General features: G+C 52.6%; 22 protein-coding genes and 1 riboswitch. All 22 genes read left to right on the forward strand.

What is annotated here, in order from left to right; all coding sequences use genetic code 11:
- Nucleotides 1-58 precede the first annotated feature (58 nt).
- The 22 genes from spoIIR (at nt 59) to LOS79_RS27200 (ending at nt 20,287) form a co-directional block, all read left to right on the forward strand.
- Nucleotides 59-763, forward strand: coding sequence for a stage II sporulation protein R (spoIIR, locus tag LOS79_RS27095; protein ID WP_397386700.1), 705 nt, complete (start codon nt 59-61; stop codon nt 761-763).
- Between the two features lie 162 nt (nt 764-925).
- Nucleotides 926-2,155, forward strand: coding sequence for an L-threonylcarbamoyladenylate synthase (locus tag LOS79_RS27100; RefSeq protein WP_315413759.1), 1,230 nt, complete (start codon nt 926-928; stop codon nt 2,153-2,155).
- A gap of 488 nt (nt 2,156-2,643) precedes the next feature.
- Complete coding sequence (locus LOS79_RS27105; RefSeq protein ID WP_315413760.1) at nt 2,644-3,216, forward strand: manganese efflux pump MntP; 573 nt, start codon at nt 2,644-2,646, stop codon at nt 3,214-3,216.
- 103 nt (nt 3,217-3,319) lie between these two features.
- Nucleotides 3,320-3,907, forward strand: coding sequence for a low molecular weight protein arginine phosphatase (locus LOS79_RS27110; RefSeq protein WP_315413762.1), 588 nt, complete (start codon nt 3,320-3,322; stop codon nt 3,905-3,907).
- Between the two features lie 48 nt (nt 3,908-3,955).
- Nucleotides 3,956-4,038: riboswitch (ZMP/ZTP riboswitch) on the forward strand.
- 177 nt (nt 4,039-4,215) lie between these two features.
- Complete coding sequence (locus LOS79_RS27115; protein WP_397386814.1) at nt 4,216-4,776, forward strand: TIGR01440 family protein; 561 nt, start codon at nt 4,216-4,218, stop codon at nt 4,774-4,776.
- 92 nt (nt 4,777-4,868) lie between these two features.
- Complete coding sequence (glyA, locus tag LOS79_RS27120; RefSeq protein ID WP_315413764.1) at nt 4,869-6,116, forward strand: serine hydroxymethyltransferase; 1,248 nt, start codon at nt 4,869-4,871, stop codon at nt 6,114-6,116.
- Nucleotides 6,117-6,620: 504 nt separating this feature from the next.
- The gene (upp, locus tag LOS79_RS27125) at nt 6,621-7,250 is read left to right on the forward strand and encodes a uracil phosphoribosyltransferase (protein ID WP_036699222.1); all 630 of its coding nucleotides are present in this window, start codon (nt 6,621-6,623) and stop codon (nt 7,248-7,250) included.
- Nucleotides 7,251-7,305: 55 nt separating this feature from the next.
- Entirely contained in the window at nt 7,306-8,466 is a 1,161-nt protein-coding gene (gene wecB, locus LOS79_RS27130; RefSeq protein ID WP_315413767.1) for a non-hydrolyzing UDP-N-acetylglucosamine 2-epimerase, read from the forward strand.
- Nucleotides 8,467-8,645: 179 nt separating this feature from the next.
- Nucleotides 8,646-8,879, forward strand: coding sequence for an AtpZ/AtpI family protein (locus LOS79_RS27135; RefSeq protein WP_315413769.1), 234 nt, complete (start codon nt 8,646-8,648; stop codon nt 8,877-8,879).
- Nucleotides 8,872-9,249 (forward strand): ATP synthase subunit I, encoded by a 378-nt coding sequence (locus LOS79_RS27140; protein ID WP_315413771.1) that lies wholly within the window; start codon nt 8,872-8,874, stop codon nt 9,247-9,249. Before LOS79_RS27135 ends, LOS79_RS27140 begins: the two co-directional genes overlap by 8 nt.
- Before the next feature lie 29 nt (nt 9,250-9,278).
- Complete coding sequence (gene atpB / locus LOS79_RS27145) at nt 9,279-10,046, forward strand: F0F1 ATP synthase subunit A (protein ID WP_315413772.1); 768 nt, start codon at nt 9,279-9,281, stop codon at nt 10,044-10,046.
- 107 nt (nt 10,047-10,153) lie between these two features.
- Complete coding sequence (gene atpE / locus LOS79_RS27150; protein WP_039877624.1) at nt 10,154-10,366, forward strand: F0F1 ATP synthase subunit C; 213 nt, start codon at nt 10,154-10,156, stop codon at nt 10,364-10,366.
- A gap of 97 nt (nt 10,367-10,463) precedes the next feature.
- Nucleotides 10,464-10,952, forward strand: coding sequence for a F0F1 ATP synthase subunit B (gene atpF / locus LOS79_RS27155; RefSeq protein ID WP_315413776.1), 489 nt, complete (start codon nt 10,464-10,466; stop codon nt 10,950-10,952).
- Nucleotides 10,949-11,500, forward strand: a complete 552-nt coding sequence (locus tag LOS79_RS27160) for a F0F1 ATP synthase subunit delta (RefSeq protein ID WP_315413777.1) — start codon at nt 10,949-10,951, stop codon at nt 11,498-11,500. The genes atpF and LOS79_RS27160 overlap by 4 nt, the downstream gene beginning before the upstream one ends.
- A gap of 11 nt (nt 11,501-11,511) precedes the next feature.
- Entirely contained in the window at nt 11,512-13,023 is a 1,512-nt protein-coding gene (gene atpA, locus LOS79_RS27165) for a F0F1 ATP synthase subunit alpha (RefSeq protein ID WP_315413779.1), read from the forward strand.
- Between the two features lie 113 nt (nt 13,024-13,136).
- Nucleotides 13,137-14,006, forward strand: a complete 870-nt coding sequence (atpG, locus tag LOS79_RS27170) for an ATP synthase F1 subunit gamma (RefSeq protein WP_315413781.1) — start codon at nt 13,137-13,139, stop codon at nt 14,004-14,006.
- A gap of 124 nt (nt 14,007-14,130) precedes the next feature.
- A complete protein-coding gene (gene atpD / locus LOS79_RS27175) occupies nt 14,131-15,528 on the forward strand; it encodes a F0F1 ATP synthase subunit beta (RefSeq protein ID WP_315413783.1) in 1,398 nt (465 codons plus the stop codon).
- A 63-nt stretch (nt 15,529-15,591) separates the two neighbouring features.
- The gene (locus LOS79_RS27180; protein ID WP_315413784.1) at nt 15,592-16,008 is read left to right on the forward strand and encodes a F0F1 ATP synthase subunit epsilon; all 417 of its coding nucleotides are present in this window, start codon (nt 15,592-15,594) and stop codon (nt 16,006-16,008) included.
- Nucleotides 16,009-16,267: 259 nt separating this feature from the next.
- Entirely contained in the window at nt 16,268-16,525 is a 258-nt protein-coding gene (locus LOS79_RS27185) for a DUF1146 family protein (protein ID WP_315413786.1), read from the forward strand.
- A gap of 204 nt (nt 16,526-16,729) precedes the next feature.
- A complete protein-coding gene (gene murA / locus LOS79_RS27190) occupies nt 16,730-18,115 on the forward strand; it encodes a UDP-N-acetylglucosamine 1-carboxyvinyltransferase (protein ID WP_315413787.1) in 1,386 nt (461 codons plus the stop codon).
- A 234-nt stretch (nt 18,116-18,349) separates the two neighbouring features.
- The gene (gene spoIID / locus LOS79_RS27195; protein WP_315413788.1) at nt 18,350-19,492 is read left to right on the forward strand and encodes a stage II sporulation protein D; all 1,143 of its coding nucleotides are present in this window, start codon (nt 18,350-18,352) and stop codon (nt 19,490-19,492) included.
- A 60-nt stretch (nt 19,493-19,552) separates the two neighbouring features.
- Nucleotides 19,553-20,287 carry a peptidoglycan DD-metalloendopeptidase family protein gene (locus LOS79_RS27200; protein ID WP_315413789.1) on the forward strand — a complete coding sequence of 245 codons (735 nt, stop codon included), beginning with the start codon at nt 19,553-19,555 and terminating at the stop codon, nt 20,285-20,287.
- Nucleotides 20,288-20,561: the final 274 nt, after the last annotated feature.

Consider the following 20,561-nt stretch of genomic DNA (forward strand, 5'->3'; position numbering starts at 1 on the left):
TAAAGGTGATTCCTTACGGACTACATTTAAGTATACTGCCATATTAATTTGTTTTTTTATGATTGTAATGATGGCCTGGGAAGGGCAAAAAAGCGATGCCGCTGTAGCAGAGGTATCTATACCGCAGGAATCGATCCGGCTGCGTATCCTGGCGAATTCGGACGGTGCAGGCGACCAACTGGTGAAGCGCCAGATCCGCGACAGTGTAGTGGAGCAGATTAACCGTTGGGTGGCCGGACTGGAGGACCCCCAGAGTCTGGACCAGGCGCGTACGCTAATCCGCGGTCATTTGCCGGAGCTGAACGCGCTTGTATCCGCAGAGCTGAAGCAGCGGGGAATTGATTACAGCTATAATGTGGAACTGGGGACAGTACCTTTTCCGACTAAAATGTACGGCGGCCGCGTATATCCTGCCGGGGAGTATGAAGCCTTGCGTATTACGCTTGGTGCCGGTAAGGGACAGAACTGGTGGTGTGTGCTGTTTCCGCCGCTGTGCTTCATAGATGCCGGCCCGGGTGATGCAGCTGCCGCGCCTGCCGAGAAGAAAGAAGCTTCTGCTGCTTCTGCCAAGGCTGGCGGAAATGGAGCCAAGGTGGCGCCGGTAAAGGGAGGGGCGGCGTCATCTGCTGCAGCTCTTAGTGCCTCAGCTGGCACAAACGGGAATGCCGGTACGGATGCAGGCGGGGAAACGCCGAAGGTAAAGTTCTTTGTATGGGAGCTGCTGCAGAAGCTGTGGAGCTGGATTTGCGGGCTGTTTGCCTGAGCTGGCCGCTGCGGCAGATTTTGAAATCTACAGTTTTCATGCCGGATATGGTACGATGAAGGCTGAACCTAGAGCAGATTGATTGCGGCTCCGCTAGCTGGAGCCGTTTTTGGTCATTTCTGCTTCTGCTGCAAATGATCATAGAGGAAAGCTTGTGATGAGATGACAGAATTTAAGGATTCTCCGTTTGCGGCCCAGCGCCGGAGCGGACATATAGATTCGACACTGTACTGGTGTCTGGCTGCCGGTGAAGTGGAAGAAGCGGCTAAGAGTGAGGAAGCTACAGCGGCCTTGCTGAGCGGAAGTGACCGGGAAGCGATTGCTGAGGCGGCAGCCTTGCTGCAAAGCGGAAGTACGGTGGCTTTTCCAACGGAAACGGTGTACGGCCTGGGTGCGGATGCGCGGAATACCTCCGCCGTAGAGGCGGTATTCGCCGCCAAGGGCCGTCCTTCGGACAATCCGCTGATTGTACACATCGCCCGGCGCAGTGACCTGGAGCTTCTGGCTACGGAGGTGCATCCGGTAGCGGCGCTGCTGATCGATGCCTTCTGGCCCGGACCGCTGACGCTGGTGCTGCCTGTCCGTCCCGGCGTGCTCTCGCCGCTCGTTACGGCGGGGCTTGATACGGTTGGCGTGCGGATGCCGGACCACCCGGTGGCGCTGGCGCTGCTGCGCGCCGCCGGTTGTCCGGTTGCCGCGCCCAGCGCCAACCGCTCCGGGCGGCCGAGCCCTACGCTGGCTGCCCATGTGATGGAGGACCTCGCCGGGTATATCGGCGGGGTGCTGGACGGCGGCGCCTCGGGAGTCGGCCTCGAGTCGACCGTGGTGCAGGTGCAGCCGGACGGGACGGTAGCTGTGCTCCGTCCCGGCGGCATCACCGCCGAGCAGCTCGCGGCGGTGACCGGCACTGCCGCGGCCGGCGCGGAGCCGGAGAGTCCTGCGGACACGGCCGCCGGACTCTCCGGCGGCGCGTCCGTGCCTGCGGCCGGCGGCGACAGCAGCCCGGCGCCGCGCGCGCCGGGCATGAAGTACACGCACTACGCCCCGCGCGGCGCGCTCAGTGTAGTCCGCGGCTCCTCCCCGCAGCGCGTGGCGGATACCGCCGCAGATCTGCTGCAGGCGGCGCAGCAGGCCGGCGGGATCACAGGGCTGCTCCTCTTCGAGGAGCATAGAGCCCTGTATCCCGCCAGCCCGGCTGCCTGCGTGGTGACTCTCGGCCCGCTCAGCTCGCCGGAGGAAAGTGCCCGCTCCCTGTATGCCGCGCTGCGGCGCTTCGATGAAGCGGGAGCGACCTACATTCTGGCCGAGGCCTGCCCGGTCACGGGCCTCGGCGCGGCCATCATGAACCGGCTGATGAAAGCCGCCGGTGAAGCAGTGATCGACGCGGGGTAAGCTGTAATGTCCCTTCAGCTGATGGGTTTCTGCGCTGCTGCATGACAGAACCTTAATCCGTACGGATTGAGTTCTGTTGATATAAGCGGATTCCCGCTGCCTACAGGACACTTCTCATATGCAGAAGATAACTGCATTCCGTACAATTAAATAACGTCGAATCTCCCGGTTTGTTCCCTTAACTGCATTCTTTACAACTAAAAACAGCAAAAAGTGTCCCCGACAGGAAAATTGGCTTATCTAAGTGTACAGAATACAACTATAGCGCTCATTTTACGGCAGTTGCCGGTTATAGTTGTACTAAATACAGTTAAGTCCAGGCGGGGGATTTCCCGCTGCACCAGATTCTTAGTGTAGCTCCATACTCAGCACAACCAGGCCGATAATCAGAGTAGCCCCTGTGCCTTCCATCCACCTTACAGTCATGATTACCTTCTTGTCCGCATATCGTTGTTGTACAAGAACTTACGGACTTTGGGGGTATATACATGGGCATAGGCGGAGTATATGAAGGCTGGGGCCAGCTTGTAACGATTGCCATTATGGCAGTTGCACTGGGGATGGATGCATTCTCACTCGGTGTAGGAATCGGGATGAAGGGGATCCGTCTTTTGCATGTGCTGCAGCTAAGTCTGCTCATTGCTTTCTTTCATGTACTGATGCCGCTCCTGGGGTTGTTTACGGGGAGTTATGTCGGACATCTGCTTGGCCAGGTGACTACTTATGCTGCAGGCGGCCTGCTTGTTTTGCTCGGCGGACATATGATTGTGAATTCCTTCCGCAAGGATGAGGGCGGGGGCCGGGGGATGGATCACCGGACCTTCTGGGGCATGCTGCTGATTTCACTCAGTGTGAGTGTGGATTCTTTTTCTGTGGGAGTCTCTCTGGGAATGTTCGTGAATAGTATCATTCTTACGGTGCTTGCCTTCGGTGCCTGCGGGGGCGTAATGTCCATAACCGGACTGCTGCTGGGCAGAAGAGTGAGCCGCGGACTCGGGGATTACGGGGAGGCGCTTGGCGGAGCGATACTTTTAGCGTTTGGCTTGCTGTTCATCTTTTGATACAATAACGGCAATACAAATGAATCTGCTGCCGGATTGATAATGTTCTTTCATAGCTGCAATGCCTGTACAACATAAATTATTTTTACCGGAGGTGGAAAGTATGCTGCATATTTTATTCGTCTGCACAGGGAACACCTGCCGCAGTCCTATGGCTGAAGCACTGATGCGGAAGCTGGCGAAGGAGCGGGGAATGGATGTGGAGGTGCGGTCTGCCGGGGTTTCGGCGATTTCTGGTACTTCCATATCCAGGCATGCTGCAGGAATTCTGCAGGATGAAGGTATTGATGACCGCCTTGTATCCTCACAGCTGACTGGAGAGGCGGTATCCTGGGCTGATCTGGTGCTGACCCTGACCGGAGGACATAAGCGGCATTTGCTGCAATATTTCCCTGGTGCGGTGAACAAGACCTATACACTCAAAGAATATGTACAGACACAGGAATCGGTAGATGCGGATATCCGTGAGCTGGACAGCCTGTATGCCGATGCGGAGCTGAGCATTGCCCTCGGCGGGGAGCCGAGTGCTGCGGATCTGCAGCGGATTATTGAGATCCGCCAGCGGATTCCGAGCTTTGACATCAGCGATCCGTTTGGCGGCTCCCGCGAGGATTACGAGCTGACGGCAGCTGAGATCCGGACAGCGCTATACAGTCTGCTGGATAAACTGGAATCCCTGCGCCTGCCCTAAGTGGTTGATTTTTCGCCGCCTATCCCTTAAGATGAAATAAATATTATCCGGTTCCGGTGTAACTGGCGACAAGTGTGGATCAAACCACGATGGAGCACTGGAATAAACGGCCGGTCGCCTGGGCAAAAGAGCACATCCGCAAGCGTACTTGCGGACTGCTCTTTTTTGTTTAAAATGTTCTATCTGGGTATAATCAACGCTGAGGGGGCGGTAGGGTGGAGGAATTTCTGAAACAGGAAGCGCAGGAGGAAGCTGCTGCCGGAGTGCCATCCGCACATGTACAGCAAACGGCCGGCGGGGAGCTTTCTATATCCGCTGCCGCTGCTGCGGTAACGCGCGAACTGGCAGAAGCGGGCAGGCTCGGCCCGGGTAAAATCCTGGTCGTCGGGGCCAGTACCAGTGAAGTTGCCGGTGTGCGGATTGGTACGGGCGGCGCGCTGGAGGTGGCGCAGCAGTTGCTGGAGGGTATAACAGCGATTGCTGCCGGATACGGTTTTCATCCGGTGTATCAATGCTGTGAGCATCTGAACCGTTCGCTGGTGATGGAGCGTTCCTTATTAGAATCGCTTGGTCTGAGGGAAGTGGCGGCTGTGCCGGTTCCCGGAGCCGGCGGCTCCATGGCTGCAGCAGCTTACCGCTCCATGACTGACCCGGTGCTGGCCGAGTCGATAGAGGCCCACGCCGGGATTGATATCGGCGAGACGCTGATTGGCATGCATCTCCGCCGGGTAGCCGTTCCGTTTCGTCCAAGCCTGCGTTATATCGGGGCAGCCCGGGTGAACGCAGCGTGGAGCAGACCGCCGTTAATCGGCGGAGAACGGGCGGTATACCGTACGCCGGAGACAAGCGGTTCGGTGAACTGCGACTGAAACAACAGCTTTTCTGCAATTTCCGGAGTGTCTAAACCAAGGTTTGTCTGAACACCACATAAAACTAGAGTTACAGGGAGGAAATAAGAAACATGGAACAATTGCGTAAGAGTGACCCGGCAGTACTGGAAGCGATGGGACTTGAACTAAGCCGTCAGCGTGCGAACATTGAACTCATTGCTTCAGAGAATATTGTAAGTGAAGCCGTAATGGAAGCCATGGGCTCTGTACTGACGAATAAATATGCCGAAGGGTATCCCGGCAAACGTTATTATGGCGGTTGTGAAGATGTGGATATTGTTGAGAACCTGGCCCGTGACCGCGCCAAGCAGCTGTTTGGTGCCGAGCATGCCAATGTGCAGCCGCATTCCGGCGCACAGGCCAATATGGCCGTATATCTTGCCGCGCTTAAACCGGGCGACACAGTTCTGGGTATGAACCTGGCGCATGGCGGCCACTTGACCCACGGCAGCCCAGTGAATGCCTCCGGCATTCTGTATAACTTTGTTGCTTATGGTGTACAGGAAGATACCTTCCTGATCGATTATGATGAAGTACGCAAGGCGGCCTTCAAACACCGCCCTAAGATGATTGTTGCCGGAGCAAGCGCTTATCCGCGGACGATCGACTTTGCCGCACTCGGTTCTATTGCCAATGATGTTGGTGCCTTGTTCATGGTAGATATGGCCCACATTGCCGGGCTGGTTGCTGCAGGACTTCATCCGAGTCCGGTGCCGCATGCCCATTTCGTAACTACAACTACGCACAAAACCTTGCGCGGACCGCGCGGCGGGATGATCCTGTGCAGACAGCCTTGGGCGGCTGCCATTGATAAGGCGGTATTCCCGGGTTCCCAGGGCGGGCCTCTGATGCATGTGATTGCTTCCAAGGCCGTTTCGTTCGGTGAGGCGCTGCAGCCTTCGTTCAAGACCTATGCCGAGAATGTGGTCAAGAATGCCAAGGTGCTGGCGGATACGCTGATTGGCGAAGGGGTTAATATCGTCTCAGGCGGTACTGATAACCATCTGATGCTGCTGGATACCCGTAATTTGAGCATAACCGGCAAGGATGCCGAGAAGGTGCTGGATTCCATCGGCATTACAGTCAACAAGAATGCGATTCCGTTTGATCCGACCAGCCCGTTTGTAACCAGCGGAATCCGGATCGGCACACCTGCGGTGACTTCGCGGGGAATGGATGAGCAGGCTATGGTTTCTATCGGCCGGATTATCGCGAACGTGCTGAAGAATCCGCAGGATGAAGCCAACCTGGCTCAGGCTGCCCGTGAGGTAGCGGAGCTTACAGAACAGTATCCGATCTATCCGGGACTGCAGTACTAATATTCCAGCCTTTGTTCGGCCTTTGCAGGTCCGGGTTAACCGGCCTTTGCAGAGGCTTTTTTTGTTTTTTAAGAGTTTATATGTTCTGGGATCTCCGCAAAGGATGTGAGTTTTCCCCTAAGCGGAAGCTCTGCTTTGTGGATTTATTTTGTATCCCCGTTGCATAATGTTCACAATTATCAGTCAATAAATGGCATGAATCATCATGAAAATATCATGAAAGTTCATGGAATTTTCAAAAAAAGTAGTGAAAGAAATGTGAATAGTATTAAAAGCGGGAAATGGTACAAACTATGTTTTGCTTTATATCCAGAGGTTTGGCTGTTTTTCCTGAAGTTTCCGGCAGGCCGCTTTTTTGGGGGAAGATGATTTGCCGGGCAGTTTTATATGTCTTTAGGTGAAAAGCGGTCTTGGTGATGATATAATAGACAAGATTTAGCCACTGAAGGAGCGAAGCGCTTACTCGGGCTATAAATAAGACTTACAATTACCGGAGGGACAAGAATGGGAAAATTGGTGATTTGCGATCATCCATTGATTCAGCACAAATTGACATTTATTCGCGATGTGCGGACGAACACGAAAGAATTCAGAGAGCATGTTGATGAAGTAGCCACACTTATGGCTTATGAGATTACGCGTGATATTCCGCTGGAGACGATTACTGTACAGACGCCGGTGGCAGAGACACAGAGTAAAGTGATCTCGGGAAGAATGCTGGGACTGATTCCGATTCTGCGCGCCGGACTTGGGATGCTGGAGGGCGTTCTGAAGCTGCTGCCTGCGGCTAAGGTGGGGCATGTCGGACTGTTCCGTGATCCGGATACACTGCAGCCGGTTGAATACTATATCAAGCTTCCTACAGATGTACAGGAACGTGAGCTGATTGTCATTGATCCGATGCTGGCTACAGGCGGTTCGGCAATTGCCGCAATTACTTCACTTAAGAACCGCGGCTGTACCCAGATTAAGATGATGAACCTGATTGCCGCTCCGGAAGGCGTTGCTGCCGTACAGGCTGCTCACCCTGATGTGGATATTTATGTGGCTGCACTGGACGATCATTTGAATGATCATGGTTATATTGTCCCGGGCCTTGGGGATGCCGGAGACAGACTATACGGAACTAAGTAATATTACTATAGAACAAACACAATATTCTGGGTCTTCAGAAGAGAGGGTAGGGGTTATGTCCAAAATTAAAGTAATGACGATTTTCGGAGTGCGCCCCGAGGCGATTAAGATGGCGCCTCTGGTTCTGGAACTGAACAGGCATTCCGAGCATATTGAGTCCATTGTCTGTGTAACTGCACAGCACCGGGAGCTATTGGATCAGGTCCTGGAGGTGTTTAAGATTACACCGGACTATGATCTCGATGTCATGAAGGACCGCCAGACACTCAACGAGATCACCATCCGGGTGCTTGAGGGCCTGGAGCCGGTGCTCTGTGAGGTTAAGCCGGATCTGGTGCTTGTGCACGGGGATACACTGACCACTTTCCTGGCCAGCTATGCATCCTTCCTGCAGCAGATTCAGGTTGGGCATGTGGAAGCAGGTCTCCGGACATGGAACAAGCTGTCGCCTTATCCGGAAGAAATGAACCGCCAGCTGACCGGCGTTCTTGCTGATTTGCATTTTGCCCCGACCGATTGGTCAGCGGGCAATCTGAGACACGAGAACAAAAAAGAATCAAGTATTTATATCACAGGCAACACCGTAACCGATGTGTTTCAATATACCGTACAGCCGGACTATCGGCATCCCGTACTGGATTTTGCTTCAGGAAAAAGACTTATTTTAATGACGGCGCACCGCAGAGAGTCCCAAGGCGAACCGCACCGTCATATTTTCCGTGCTGTCAAAAGAATCGCTGATGAATTTGAAGATGTAGCCATTGTGTATCCTGTACATCCGAGTCCTGCAGTGAAGGAACCGGCCCATGAGATCCTTGGCGGACACCCTAGAATTAAGCTGATTGATCCGTTGGATGTCGTTGACCTGCATAATTTTTATCCGCATACCCACCTGATATTGACCGATTCCGGCGGCCTGCAGGAGGAAGCTCCCTCCTTTGGAGTTCCTGTGCTTGTGCTGCGTGATACAACCGAGCGCCCGGAAGGGATCGAGGCCGGAACACTGGAGCTTGTGGGGACGGACGAGGAGAAGGTGTATCAACGGACACATGCTCTTTTGACCGATCAGAATCTGTATCAGTCCATGAGCCGGGCCGCCAACCCGTATGGAGACGGCAAAGCCTCCGAAAGAATTGTCAATGCGATTTTGCACCATTTCGGTGTTGTTAATGAACGTCCGGAAGAGTTTCACAAAACGTTCACAATTAATGAATGAAGGCTCGACAACTAATATACTAAAGTAAATAAAAGCAGCATACAGTGAAACTGTACGGTTTATATGGTTTTGATATTTTTTGCTGTGATTATTTTCATGTTTTCAAGGTCTTTTGAGCAATTTTCGGTGAATTGACAAAGAGTCTGGATATTCAGTAAAATTAGTTGGGATTGTAGCCTATGCAGGAACAAAAGAACGGGGCCGGACTGGGCCGGATCGCTTTGGTCCTCGGCAGTGCAGGCAGCTTGCTTGCCGCTTACATTATTATAGGTTTTTTTGTGGCAAGGTGGCTGCAGAACCAGCTGGACGGACCTAAGTTTTGGCTGGCCATCGGTACAATATCCGGAATGATTCTGGGGATTGTCAATGTTGCCTTGCTAATCAAAAAATTTCTGGGGGAGCAAAATGGATAATATGACTCCCATGATCAATACCGTTACGCGGCTGACAGTCATTATTATGTCAGGCTTGCTAATGGGATGGGCTCTTCATCATGAAACCCGTGCTGTAACTCTGGGAATGTCGCTGGGCCTGCTGGCCGGACTGGTGAACTACCGTTATCTTGCTGTCAAGGTAAGGAATGTAACACATTCGGTTGCAAATCAGGATGGCAAGTCTTTCAGCCTTGGTTTTACTACCAGAATATGCTTTGCGATTCTGGCCACTATGTTTTCTGTCAAAATTGAGCATTTCTCATTGGAGGCAACGATTGCCGGCCTGTTCATCCCCCAGCTTCTATCTATTCCCGTGGGGATATATTTAGGAATCAAGAATAAGCTGTAGCCATACTAAAGAGAAAGGGGGATGATATTATGCATGAAATGCCTTTAATCTATGTCGGCGGAATACCAATTGACCTGTCCGCTGTCCTGATGCTTGTAATCAGTTCAGTGATTGTGTTCGTTCTGGTGATGCTGTCTGTCCGCAACCTGTCTGTCGAGAATCCGTCGAAGCTCCAGAACTTTATGGAGTGGGTGGTTGAATTCGTACAGGGAGTTATCAGCAGCGCCATGGATTTGAAGAAAGGAAAGCCTTACATATCACTGGGATTGACGCTGATACTGTTTATCTTCGTCTCCAATCTCCTTGGTCTGCCGTTTTCCTTTGTCACAGAAGCAGAAGGGCCGGTTAAGATTTTCGGACATGTGATTGAAGCAACCAGAAACCTGGCGCATGGTGAACATGTGGAGATTCTCTGGTACAAGTCGCCGACTGCGGATATTAATGTCACTGCCGGGCTGGCGCTTGTTGTGTTTGTACTAATGAACTATCTGGGCATTAAGCTCAATGGCAAACATTACTTCAAACACTATATTGAGCCGTTCCCGATCTTCTTGCCGCTGAACATCATTGAGAACCTGGCAAAGCCGGTGGCGCTGGCCATCCGTCTATTCGCCAACATCTTTGCCGGTGAAGTTCTGATTACCGTTATTTTGAAGCTCGGATTATTCAGTATTCCGTTCCTGGCCGTATGGCAGGGCTTCAGTATCTTTGTCGGAGCACTTCAGGCCTTTATCTTTACGATTCTGACGATGGTATACATCGCGCAGATGACGATTCATGAGGAAGACGCGCATTAATGAACTGCCGTGAGGACAAGCGGCAATGCCGGAACACTCTTCGCGGGAGATTTTTATATCATTAAGAAACTACAAAATGAACCGAAATTAAAGGAGGATATTTACAAATGGAATTTTTGGCAGCAGCAATCGCGGTTGGTTTGGGCGCACTCGGTGCAGGTCTTGGTAACGGTATGATCGTCAGCAGAACAGTTGAATCTATTGCCCGTCAGCCGGAAGCACGCAACGCCCTGCAGACAACAATGTTTATCGGTGTAGGTATCGTCGAAGTTATTCCGTTGGCCGCTACAGTTATTGCATTCCTGATCATGTTTTCTTAATAAACCGTTCTTACGGTTTGGCGGGGAGGGCAAGTGCCATCCGCGCCTTACTTTTGTATATGTCCGCATGCCGCGGTAACGGAAAGGAGTGACCTCAGTGACTATAGTTTGGACAAATATATTGTTTTCCATTATCGCCTTCGGGATCCTGTATTTCCTGCTCAGCAAATTTGCTTTCAGCAAGCTGTTCGGAGTTATGGACAAACGCCGCGAGATGGTGCTGCAGCAGATGGATGAAGCAGCTAAGACCAGAGAACAGGCGGTCGCTTATGTAGAAGAACAGAAGCAGGCACTTCAGCAGGCACGCCAGGAGGCTCAGGCTATCATCCAGCAGTCCCAGACTACAGGCAGCAATCAGCTGGACAAGATTCTTGAGCAGGCTCATGCCGAAGCAAGCCGTCTTAAAGATGAGGCTGTACGGGATATTGAGAACGAGAAGAACAAGGCAGTGGAAGCTTTGCGCAGCGAGCTGGGAACAGCGTCGGTCCGTATTGCCTCAAAGCTGCTTGAAAAAGAAGTGAAAGCTGACGGTGAACAGGAGCAGCTCGTTGATCAATACCTCAAAGAGGTAGGAGGCCGCTCATGAGCCGCGATACGGTAGTTGCCGGGCGCTATGCCAAAGCCTTGTACGGTGCAGCGGTGGATGAAGGCATTACGCTTGAGGTGGAAGCTCAGCTTAAGACAGTCGTTGATGTGCTGCATTTCGATGCAGAGGTGAAACAGTTTATTCTTGCACCTCGTATTTCCCAGACCGACAAGCTGAATGTGCTGCGTACAGCACTGAAGGGTAAAGTCTCTGAAGCGGTAATGAATACGGTGGAACTTCTGGTAGAGCGGCGCAGAACTGATATTTTTGAAGAGCTGCTGGCTGCATACATCAAGATCGAAGGCGATGCCCTTGGCATTGGTGATGCTACTGTCTACTCTGCGTACTCCCTGAGCCAGGCGGAACAGGATCAGGTGGCAGCAGAGTTCAGCCAGCTTACCGGGCGCAAGATTCGTGTAACCAATGTGGTGGATACAAGCCTGCTCGGCGGACTTAAGGTTGTTATCGGCGATAAGCTGTATGACGGCAGTTTGTCCGGCAAGCTTACGCGTCTAGAGAAATCCTTTAATGATAAGCAAAGAAGATAGGGGTGAGGATATTGGGCATCAGACCTGAAGAGATCAGCACTTTGATCAAAAGTCAAATTGAGCAATATAAAACCGATATCGAAGTGGCCGAAATCGGCACCGTCATTCAAGTCGGCGACGGTATCGCCCGTGTCTACGGTCTGGAAAACGCAATGGCAGGGGAACTGCTGGAGTTCTCCAACGGTGTAGTGGGCATGGCGCTGAACCTGGAAGAAAGCAACGTCGGTGTTGTTATCCTGGGTGAATACACAGCCATCCGTGAAGGCGATCAAGTGAAACGTACAGGACAAATCATGCAGGTTCCGGTAGGCGAAGCCATGCTGGGCCGCGTAGTTAATGCACTGGGCCAGCCGCTTGACGGCAAAGGGCCGATTGCTACAACTGAATTCCGTCCTGTAGAGCACAATGCGCCAGGGGTTATCGACCGTAAATCGGTTCATGAACCGATGCAGACGGGCCTTAAGGCAATTGATGCAATGGTCCCTATCGGCCGCGGACAACGCGAGCTGATCATTGGTGACCGTCAGACTGGTAAGACAGCCATCGCAATCGATGCGATCATCAACCAAAAGGGCAACGGGATGAAATGTATCTATGTTGCTATCGGACAAAAACAATCTACTGTAGCACAGGTAGTAGAAACTCTCCGCCGCCATGGCGCTCTGGAGTACACTATCGTGGTGACCGCATCGGCTTCCGAGCCTTCTCCGCTGCTCTACATTGCTCCATACGCAGGCTGCGCAATGGGCGAATACTTCATGTACAAGGGCGAGCACGTGCTTGTAATCTATGATGACCTTTCGAAGCAGGCTTCGGCTTACCGCGAATTGTCCCTGCTGCTCCGCCGTCCTCCGGGCCGCGAAGCGTTCCCGGGTGATGTATTCTATCTGCATTCCCGCCTGCTGGAACGTGCGGCTAAGCTCAGCGATGCGCTTGGTGGTGGTTCATTAACCGCTCTCCCGTTCATCGAAACACAGGCTTCGGACGTATCGGCTTACATTCCTACGAACGTAATCTCGATTACGGACGGTCAAATCTTCCTTGAATCCGACCTGTTCAACTCCGGACAGCGTCCGGCGATTAACGTTGGTATCTCTGTATCCCGTGTAGGGGGCTCCGCGCAGATTAAGGCGATGAAGAAGGTTGCAGGCTCTCTGCGTCTGGATCTTGCCCAATACCGCGAGCTGCAGGCGTTCTCCCAGTTCGGTTCCGATCTGGATAAATCTACGCAGGCCCGTCTGAACCGCGGTGCGCGTATGATGGAGATTCTGAAGCAGGGCGTAAACCAGCCGCTTACAGTTGAACATCAGGTGCTTAGTTTGTACACAGCTGTTAAGGGACATCTGGATGATATTCCTGTCAAAGACGTAAAACGTTTCGAGAAGGAATTCCTGGCGTTCATCGACAGCAGTGCTGTAGAAATCCTGAAGTCCATTACCGATACCAAGGATTTGACGGCAGACAACGAAGCTGCGCTTAAAGATGCGATCGCGAAATTCAAAAGAGGCTTTGCTACAAGCTAATATATAGATTCACTCAGTTTATGCTTACGATGTTAGCTTTGACTTGGGTCAAAGCTCAGCTAATGCTTACGAAGTTAGCTTTGGCTACGCCAAAGCTCTAAGGTGGTGAAATCATGGCAAGAAGCATGCGCGATATTAAACGTCAAATTAAGAGTGTCCAGAACACACGGCAGATCACCAAAGCGATGGAGATGGTTGCCGCCTCCAAGCTGCGCAAGGCACAGGAGAAAGCGGAAGCTGCCCGTCCTTACGCGGAGAAGCTTAAAGAGGTGGTCTCGAGTATTGCCGCCGGTACGCAGGATGTCCAGCATCCGATGCTGGTCAGCCGGCCTGTCAAAAAAACAGGTTATCTGATCATCACCTCGGACAGAGGTCTTGCCGGGGGCTACAATGCCAACATTCTGCGTAAAGTTACAATGCTTCTCGCAGAACGGCATAAGTCCAAGGATGAATATGCGCTGTTTGTGATCGGCCGCAAAGGCCGTGACTTCCTGCGCCGCCGTGAGTACCCCATTGTAGAGGAAATTACCGAGCTGTCGGATACCCCGAAGTTTGCTGACATCAAGTCGCTTGCTTATTCCGCGGTAAGCCAGTTCGAAACAGGCGTCTACGATGAGCTGTACATCTGCTACAACCAGTTTGTTAATGCGATCAGCCAGGTTCCGACTGTAGACAGACTTCTGCCTATGGAGGATGTAGGAGCAGGCAAGCATCATGGTGCAACAGCAGCCTATGAATATGAACCGTCGCCGGAAGGTGTGCTGGAGGTTCTGCTTCCTAAGTACGCCGAAACTTTAATTTACGGTGCTCTTCTGAACGGTAAAGCCAGTGAGCTGGGAGCTAAGATGACAGCTATGGGCAGTGCAACGAAGAACGCGTCAAAAATGATCGGAGAACTTAGACTTACGTACAACCGTGCCCGTCAGGCGGCCATTACGCAAGAAATTACCGAGATCGTGGCTGGTGCGAACGCGCAGTCTTAATATAAGCCGGGAGCCGGGCCTGCGGGCCTGATCCTGATTTATATTTATCCGCAGAAACGGCTGATGCCTGTAAAGGTACGGAACGTTTCTACATATGTAACAGCTTTCGAGGAGGGAAATGAAGATGAACAAAGGACGCGTTGTGAGCATTATGGGTCCGGTTGTCGATATTGAATTTGAACGCGGCCAGCTGCCCGAGATATTCAACGCTATCAAAATCACTGCGAGTCTGGAAGACGGACGCAGTATTGATCTGACTCTTGAAGTTTCCAATCATCTTGGTGACAATCTGGTGCGTTGTATTGCCATGTCTTCCACGGATGGACTGGTTCGCGGTATTGATGCGATCGACCAGGGAGGACCCATTTCGGTTCCTGTCGGCGAAGCGACACTCGGCCGTGTATTCAACGTGCTTGGTAATCCGATTGATAACGGTGCTGAAGTTGTAGCTGCCAGAAATCCGATTCACCGCCTGGCACCGACCTTCGACGAATTGTCGACCCAAGCGGAAATCCTGGAAACCGGAATCAAGGTTATTGACCTGCTTGCCCCTTACGCTAAGGGCGGTAAGATCGGCCTGTTCGGCGGTGCCGGTGTAGGTAAAACAGTAACCATCCAGGAATTGATCAACAACATCGCGCAGGAACACGGTGGTATCTCCGTATTCGCCGGTGTTGGTGAGCGTACCCGTGAAGGTAACGACCTGTATCATGAAATGACCGATTCCGGCGTTATCAAGAAAACGGCGATGGTATTCGGACAAATGAACGAGCCGCCGGGCGCACGTCTGCGTGTAGCCTTGACCGGTCTGACTATGGCGGAGTACTTCCGTGATGTAGAAGGCCGCGATACGCTGCTCTTTATCGATAACATATTCCGCTTCACCCAGGCGGGTTCCGAAGTATCGGCCCTGCTCGGCCGTATGCCTTCCGCGGTAGGTTACCAGCCTACTCTGGCTACAGAAATGGGTCAGCTGCAGGAGCGTATTACGTCCACGAAGAAAGGTTCTGTTACTTCCATCCAGGCGATCTACGTGCCTGCGGATGACTATACCGACCCTGCGCCGGCTACAGCATTTGCCCACTTGGATGCAACGACTAACCTTGAGCGTAAAATCTCCGAAAAAGGGATCTTCCCTGCGGTGGATCCGCTGGCTTCAAGCTCCCGTATCCTTGCTCCAGAAATCGTGGGTGAAGAGCATTATAACGTGGCACAGGGCGTTAAGCAACTGCTGCAGCGTTATACTGAGCTTCAGGATATCATTGCGATTCTGGGTATGGATGAGCTGAGTGAAGAAGATAAAGTGATTGTAGCCCGTGCCCGTAAGGTTGAGCGCTTCCTGTCCCAGCCTTTCCACGTAGCCGAACAGTTCACTGGCTTCAAAGGCAAATACGTGCCGATCAAAGAAACCGTGCGCAGCTTCAAGGAAATCCTGGAAGGCAAGCATGACGATCTTCCGGAGGTAGCGTTCCTGTTCGTGGGTACGATTGAAGAAGCAGTGGAAAAAGCGAAAACGTTGTAACCCTGGACATGAAAATGTTCGGGTAGCGAGCTTTATTCTGTAAAGCTTTGAGGAGGAATGGAAGTGAATACCTTTTTGCTCGAAATTGTCACTCCGGAGCATCTGGTCTACTCCAAGCAAGTGAATAGCCTGACTGTACGCGGAGTGAATGGTGAACTGGGCATTTTGCCGGGACATATTCCGCTGGTGACTCCACTTCAGGTTGCTCCGCTTACCTTCAAACTGGATGGCGTAGCTACTACAATCGCCGTCCATGGCGGTTTCGTTGAGGTGCACAAAGATAAGGTAACGGTGCTCGCAGAAAGTGCAGAGCTGCCAGTAGATATTGATGTTGAGCGTGCTGAAGCGGCTAAGGAGCGTGCTGAACGCCGTCTGAAGCTGCAGAGCAAGCAGGATGAAATCGATCACCGCCGTGCGGAGCTGGCCTTGCAGCGCGCTGTAACGCGGATTAAAGTATCGACAGGTAAAGGACAACAGTAGTGCGTGAGCGGTCAAGCCCTGGGCTTGGCTGCTTTTTTAAGTTTTTAAAAGTTAATTGGGCCCCCCGCAAAGTACCTGAGTAGGCGCCCTTGCAAAACCTCACTTTGTGGGGTGGTTTGGCAGAGTATGAACATATCGTAAACACTTGACAGCTAAAGGGGATAAATGTTTAAAAATTTGTAAAAGTACTGGATTCTTTTCCCCTGCACAAGTATGATATAAGAGTCGATTTCCGAGTAACCTTACACGGGGGGCTAACATGAACACACGCTTATCCGCTGATTTGCCCGGTGCTATCGGCAGCAGCAGTATGATCTCCATGGTAATATCTTTAATCTGTGTTGCATTATCCTGGTGGGCACTTCAGAACCTTAAGCTTGATTTGCTCATAAGATATCCCAAGAGCCCTCAGGGCAGATTGCTGCATCTTCTGCTGGCTATTGTTCTTGGCCATTTTGTAGCCGGCTTCCTGCTGGATTATCTGGGCTGGAGCGGACTCATCGCAAGAATGTTTTAATGGCGGGTGGTTTGGTTATATCTGTCATAGGTTAAAATTGCAGCGAAAAAAGTGTCGAATAATAAGATTTTATTATGTCAACACTGAAGTTTAAGGAATGTGTCTGCACATTAGGCACACTGGCGGAATATTCAATATTTTAACTGACGAATTCTAGGCTTCAAATACTAAATTCAGAAATAATGGACGCGGAGGGAAACCGTAATGAGCAAATTTATCGTCCGCGGTGGCAACAGATTGACCGGGAGCGTGAAAGTTAGCGGCGCAAAAAATTCCGTACTACCGATCATAGCCGCCTCTCTATTGGCAGAAGAAGGAGTCAGCGTCATTGTCGACGCACCTCCGCTAGATGATGTAATGACAATTAGCAAGGTACTGGAATCTCTGGGGGCAGGTGTTACATACCAGAACGATGTTATTGAGGTGGATGCGCGGAGCATCACTTCCTGTGAAGCGCCTTATGAATGGGTCCGCAAAATGCGTGCGTCATTCCTGGTTATGGGTCCGCTGTTATCGCGTATGGGGCATACACGTATTTCTTTGCCTGGCGGTTGTGCCATCGGTACGCGGCCGATTGACCAGCATTTGAAGGGTTTTGAAGCGCTTGGGGCCGAGATCAGTCTGGGCCAGGGCTATATTGAAGCGAAAAGCAACGGAAGACTGCGCGGAGCCAAGGTATATCTGGATGTGGCCAGCGTAGGTGCAACCGAAAATATAATGATGGCTGCGGCCCTTGCTGAAGGTGTCACAGTCATTGAGAATGCGGCCAAGGAACCGGAAATTGTGGACCTTGCCAATTACATTAACGGCATGGGCGGCGTTGTGCGCGGTGCGGGAACCGGAGTCATTCGGATTGAAGGCGTGGAACGTATGCACGGCGTAAGACATCATGTTATTCCTGACCGGATTGAAGCCGGAACCTATATGGCAGCCGCTGCGATTACAGGCGGAGATGTATATGTTGATGGTGCTATTGCCGACCACCTCGGACCGGTGATTGCCAAGATGGAGGAAATGGGTGTTACCATTATTCCGGATGAGAACGGCGTCCGTGTAATCAGTGACAAGCCGCTGAAGGCAGTGGATCTGAAGACCTTGCCTTATCCGGGCTTCCCTACCGATATGCAGTCCCAGATGATGGCGCTGCTGCTTCGCTCGGAGGGTACCAGTGTAGTAACCGAGACCGTCTTCGAGAACCGCTTCATGCATGTGGATGAATTCCACAATATGAATGCGGAGATCAAGATTGAAGGCCGTTCTGCGATTGTAACCGGTAATGCCCGCCTTGTCGGTGCGAAGGTATGCGCCACGGATTTGCGTGCAGGTGCTGCGCTTATTTTGGCAGGGCTTGTGGCTGAAGGAACGACGGAAGTTAGCGGAACGCATCATATTGACCGCGGATATGTGCATCTGGCCGAGAAGCTGTCGGGACTTGGTGCGGACATATGGCGTATTTCCATGGAAGAATCGGCGGCTCCGGCTGTTGCTGCTGCGAAGGAAGAGATCCTCAAGCCGGAAGCGGCCAGAAGCGAATCCTTCAAGAGCGAAGAGGTTAAGCCCAGATTTCAGGTTCAGCCGTCTTGGGTATAATAGCAAATTTTAATCTGAAGAACTCTGGCTGCTTCTATGCAGCCAGGGTTCTTTTGGCGTGACAAGAAGTTTTGATTCTCAGGGCCCCCCGCAAAGTATCTGAGTTATCATCGAAGCTAAGACTTCACTTTGTGGGGTTGGTTTGTGGGTAACTCTCTCATTTTTCTCGTTCTAGCAGGTGCCGGAAATTCATATCTATAAGAATCAACGGTGCTTATGGAAGGAGCCATAGAGATGAAAGAGTTGAAACTGCTGCGGCGTGTCCTTCGGCGCCCGCGCCGCTACGGCCGTGCGCGGCGCGGGGCGCCCCGGCTCAGGCGGCTCGCCCCCGCCGCCTGGCTCGCAGCGCCTCTGCTGGCGGCGCTGCTCCTGCCGCTGGCTGTTGTCCCGCTGCGCGGGGGACAGCAGCCAGTGCCCGTGCCGGAGCCGCAGGCCACGGCTGCGCCGGCACCGGCGGACCCGGCTGCTGCGGAGCAGCCGCAGCCGGACGTAACGGTCTATTTGTCGCAGAGCGGACAAATAGAAACCCTGCCGCTGGAGGACTACGTCAGCGGCGTGCTGGCGGCCGAGATGCCGGCGGACTTTGAGCTCGAAGCGCTCAAAGCGCAGGCCGTGGCCGCCCGCACCTTCATCGTGCGCCGCCTGCTGGCCGGCGACCACAGCGGGGTGCCCGTTCCCGAGGCCGATGTGAGCGATACGGTAAGCCATCAGGCTTACGTATCAAAGGCCGTCCTGGAACGGGACTGGGCGGCCGGCAGCAAGAGCGCCGGCCTGGCGAAGCTCCGCCGCGCGGTCCTTGAAACGCGCGGCACCGTAATGACCTATAAAGGCCAGCCGATTACGGCCTCCTTCTTCGCCTCCAGCGGAGGCTATACTGAGAATTCAGAGGATTACTGGACCGTAGAGGTTCCTTACTTACGCAGCGTAGCCAGCCCCTGGGAGCAGCAGATCACACCGAATCTTGCGGTGACTTATACCTTCACTAATACTGAGCTCCGCAGCAAGCTTGGTCTGGATGATCAGGATATTCCGGCTGCTGCGGGCAAGGCTTCACAGATAGCTTCATCTTCCTCCGGCTTGCCGGCGGTGGTGCTGTCGCTGACGGCGGGCCACAGGATCGGTGAGATCTCCATCGGCGGTAAGGTATTCACAGGGCGCGAGGTCAGGGAGAAGCTGGGCCTGCGCTCGAGCCAGTTCACCTGGAAGCGGCAAGGCGGAAAGGTTCTGATCACAACCTATGGAAACGGGCATGGGGTCGGCATGAGCCAGTGGGGGGCGAACGGGATGGCGAAGCAGGGCAGCACCGCCACCCAAATTCTCAAACACTACTACAGCGGGGTCTCTTTTACGAAAGTCTCAACTCTTCTGAAAAAATAACTTACAAGATACGTATAAAAGCGAAGCGCCCGGTAACACTGGTTACTGAGGTGATAAACTATGAATGAACAAGACAAAAACAAAACAAACCATGATGAATCTCTCAAAAACAAGCAGGGAGATTCAGGCGCAAAGCCTTCTTCATGGAGCAGACTGTTATCGAAACGCTGGGTATTTCCGGCAGTTTACACGGCAGCGGCGGCAATTATACTAACCTTGGTGTGGGTCTATCAGGATGCCGGCACAAAGCCGCTGAATCCGGACACCGCCGCGGTAGTTTCACAGGATACCGTAACCGGCAATGAAGCCGTAACCGGTGACCCTGAAGCCCTGGAAGTTGTAGCCTCAGCCGAAAGCCTGGCCTGGCCGGTTGCAAGCCCTGGCGATGTGGAAGTCGTCAAGCCGTACTATGATGAAAATGGCACAGAAGAAAATCATGTAGCGGCAATGGTGCAGTACAACAATACCTTTGTAGCCAATACCGGGATTGATATCGCCCGTGAGGACAACAAGACATTTGAAGTGAAGGCAGCGCTCAGCGGTGAAGTTACCCGGGTAGAGGATGTGGCAGTTCTCGGCAAAGTGGTTGAGATCACCTCTCCGGGGGAACTCAAGACCGTTTACCAGAGTCTGGCTGACGTTAAAGTCAAACAGGGCGATCAAGTGAAGCAGGGTGATACGCTGGCTGCAGCGGGACAGAGTGAAATGGAGAAGGGGCTTGGCAACCACGTACACTTTGAAGTGCATGAGGATGGCAAGATTGTGAATCCTTCCGACTTGCTGCCGCAGCGTTAAGCACAGAAATTTTCCCAGGGGGCGAAAGCCTCCTGGGTATGTTTCGGGGTCCCCGCAAAGTACCTGAGTAAACCTCGAAGCTAAAGCCCCACTTTGTGGGGTTATTTTATTTTTTCCCGGAATGGACGACAAGTCTGGTTCTAACCGGACAACGGGGTTATAAAATGCCGCTAATCAGGTTGTCCCAGAAATAAAATGGGCCTTCCGAAGCTTGTCATGTCCTGAAAGCGCGAATATATAGGCCCGCCCCTCATATAATGTACCAAACTATCCA

Source organism: Paenibacillus sp. MMS20-IR301, assembly GCF_032302195.1.
Taxonomy (GTDB): domain Bacteria; phylum Bacillota; class Bacilli; order Paenibacillales; family Paenibacillaceae; genus Paenibacillus_AQ.

Excerpts from the sequence above, each read along its gene's own strand:
- wecB (WP_315413767.1), top strand. The coding sequence starts at position 7,306 with ATGTCCAAAATTAAAGTAATGACGATTTTCGGAGTGCGCCCCGAGGCG.
- LOS79_RS27110 (WP_315413762.1), top strand. The coding sequence starts at position 3,320 with ATGCTGCATATTTTATTCGTCTGCACAGGGAACACCTGCCGCAGTCCT.
- LOS79_RS27105 (WP_315413760.1), top strand. The coding sequence starts at position 2,644 with ATGGGCATAGGCGGAGTATATGAAGGCTGGGGCCAGCTTGTAACGATT.
- atpE (WP_039877624.1), top strand. The coding sequence starts at position 10,154 with ATGGAATTTTTGGCAGCAGCAATCGCGGTTGGTTTGGGCGCACTCGGT.
- atpD (WP_315413783.1), top strand. The coding sequence starts at position 14,131 with ATGAACAAAGGACGCGTTGTGAGCATTATGGGTCCGGTTGTCGATATT.
- glyA (WP_315413764.1), top strand. The coding sequence starts at position 4,869 with ATGGAACAATTGCGTAAGAGTGACCCGGCAGTACTGGAAGCGATGGGA.
- spoIID (WP_315413788.1), top strand. The coding sequence starts at position 18,350 with ATGAAAGAGTTGAAACTGCTGCGGCGTGTCCTTCGGCGCCCGCGCCGC.
- LOS79_RS27160 (WP_315413777.1), top strand. The coding sequence starts at position 10,949 with ATGAGCCGCGATACGGTAGTTGCCGGGCGCTATGCCAAAGCCTTGTAC.
- upp (WP_036699222.1), top strand. The coding sequence starts at position 6,621 with ATGGGAAAATTGGTGATTTGCGATCATCCATTGATTCAGCACAAATTG.
- LOS79_RS27100 (WP_315413759.1), top strand. The coding sequence starts at position 926 with ATGACAGAATTTAAGGATTCTCCGTTTGCGGCCCAGCGCCGGAGCGGA.
- LOS79_RS27135 (WP_315413769.1), top strand. The coding sequence starts at position 8,646 with ATGCAGGAACAAAAGAACGGGGCCGGACTGGGCCGGATCGCTTTGGTC.
- spoIIR (WP_397386700.1), top strand. The coding sequence starts at position 59 with ATGATTGTAATGATGGCCTGGGAAGGGCAAAAAAGCGATGCCGCTGTA.
- LOS79_RS27185 (WP_315413786.1), top strand. The coding sequence starts at position 16,268 with ATGAACACACGCTTATCCGCTGATTTGCCCGGTGCTATCGGCAGCAGC.
- LOS79_RS27200 (WP_315413789.1), top strand. The coding sequence starts at position 19,553 with ATGAATGAACAAGACAAAAACAAAACAAACCATGATGAATCTCTCAAA.
- atpG (WP_315413781.1), top strand. The coding sequence starts at position 13,137 with ATGGCAAGAAGCATGCGCGATATTAAACGTCAAATTAAGAGTGTCCAG.
- atpB (WP_315413772.1), top strand. The coding sequence starts at position 9,279 with ATGCATGAAATGCCTTTAATCTATGTCGGCGGAATACCAATTGACCTG.
- LOS79_RS27140 (WP_315413771.1), top strand. The coding sequence starts at position 8,872 with ATGGATAATATGACTCCCATGATCAATACCGTTACGCGGCTGACAGTC.
- murA (WP_315413787.1), top strand. The coding sequence starts at position 16,730 with ATGAGCAAATTTATCGTCCGCGGTGGCAACAGATTGACCGGGAGCGTG.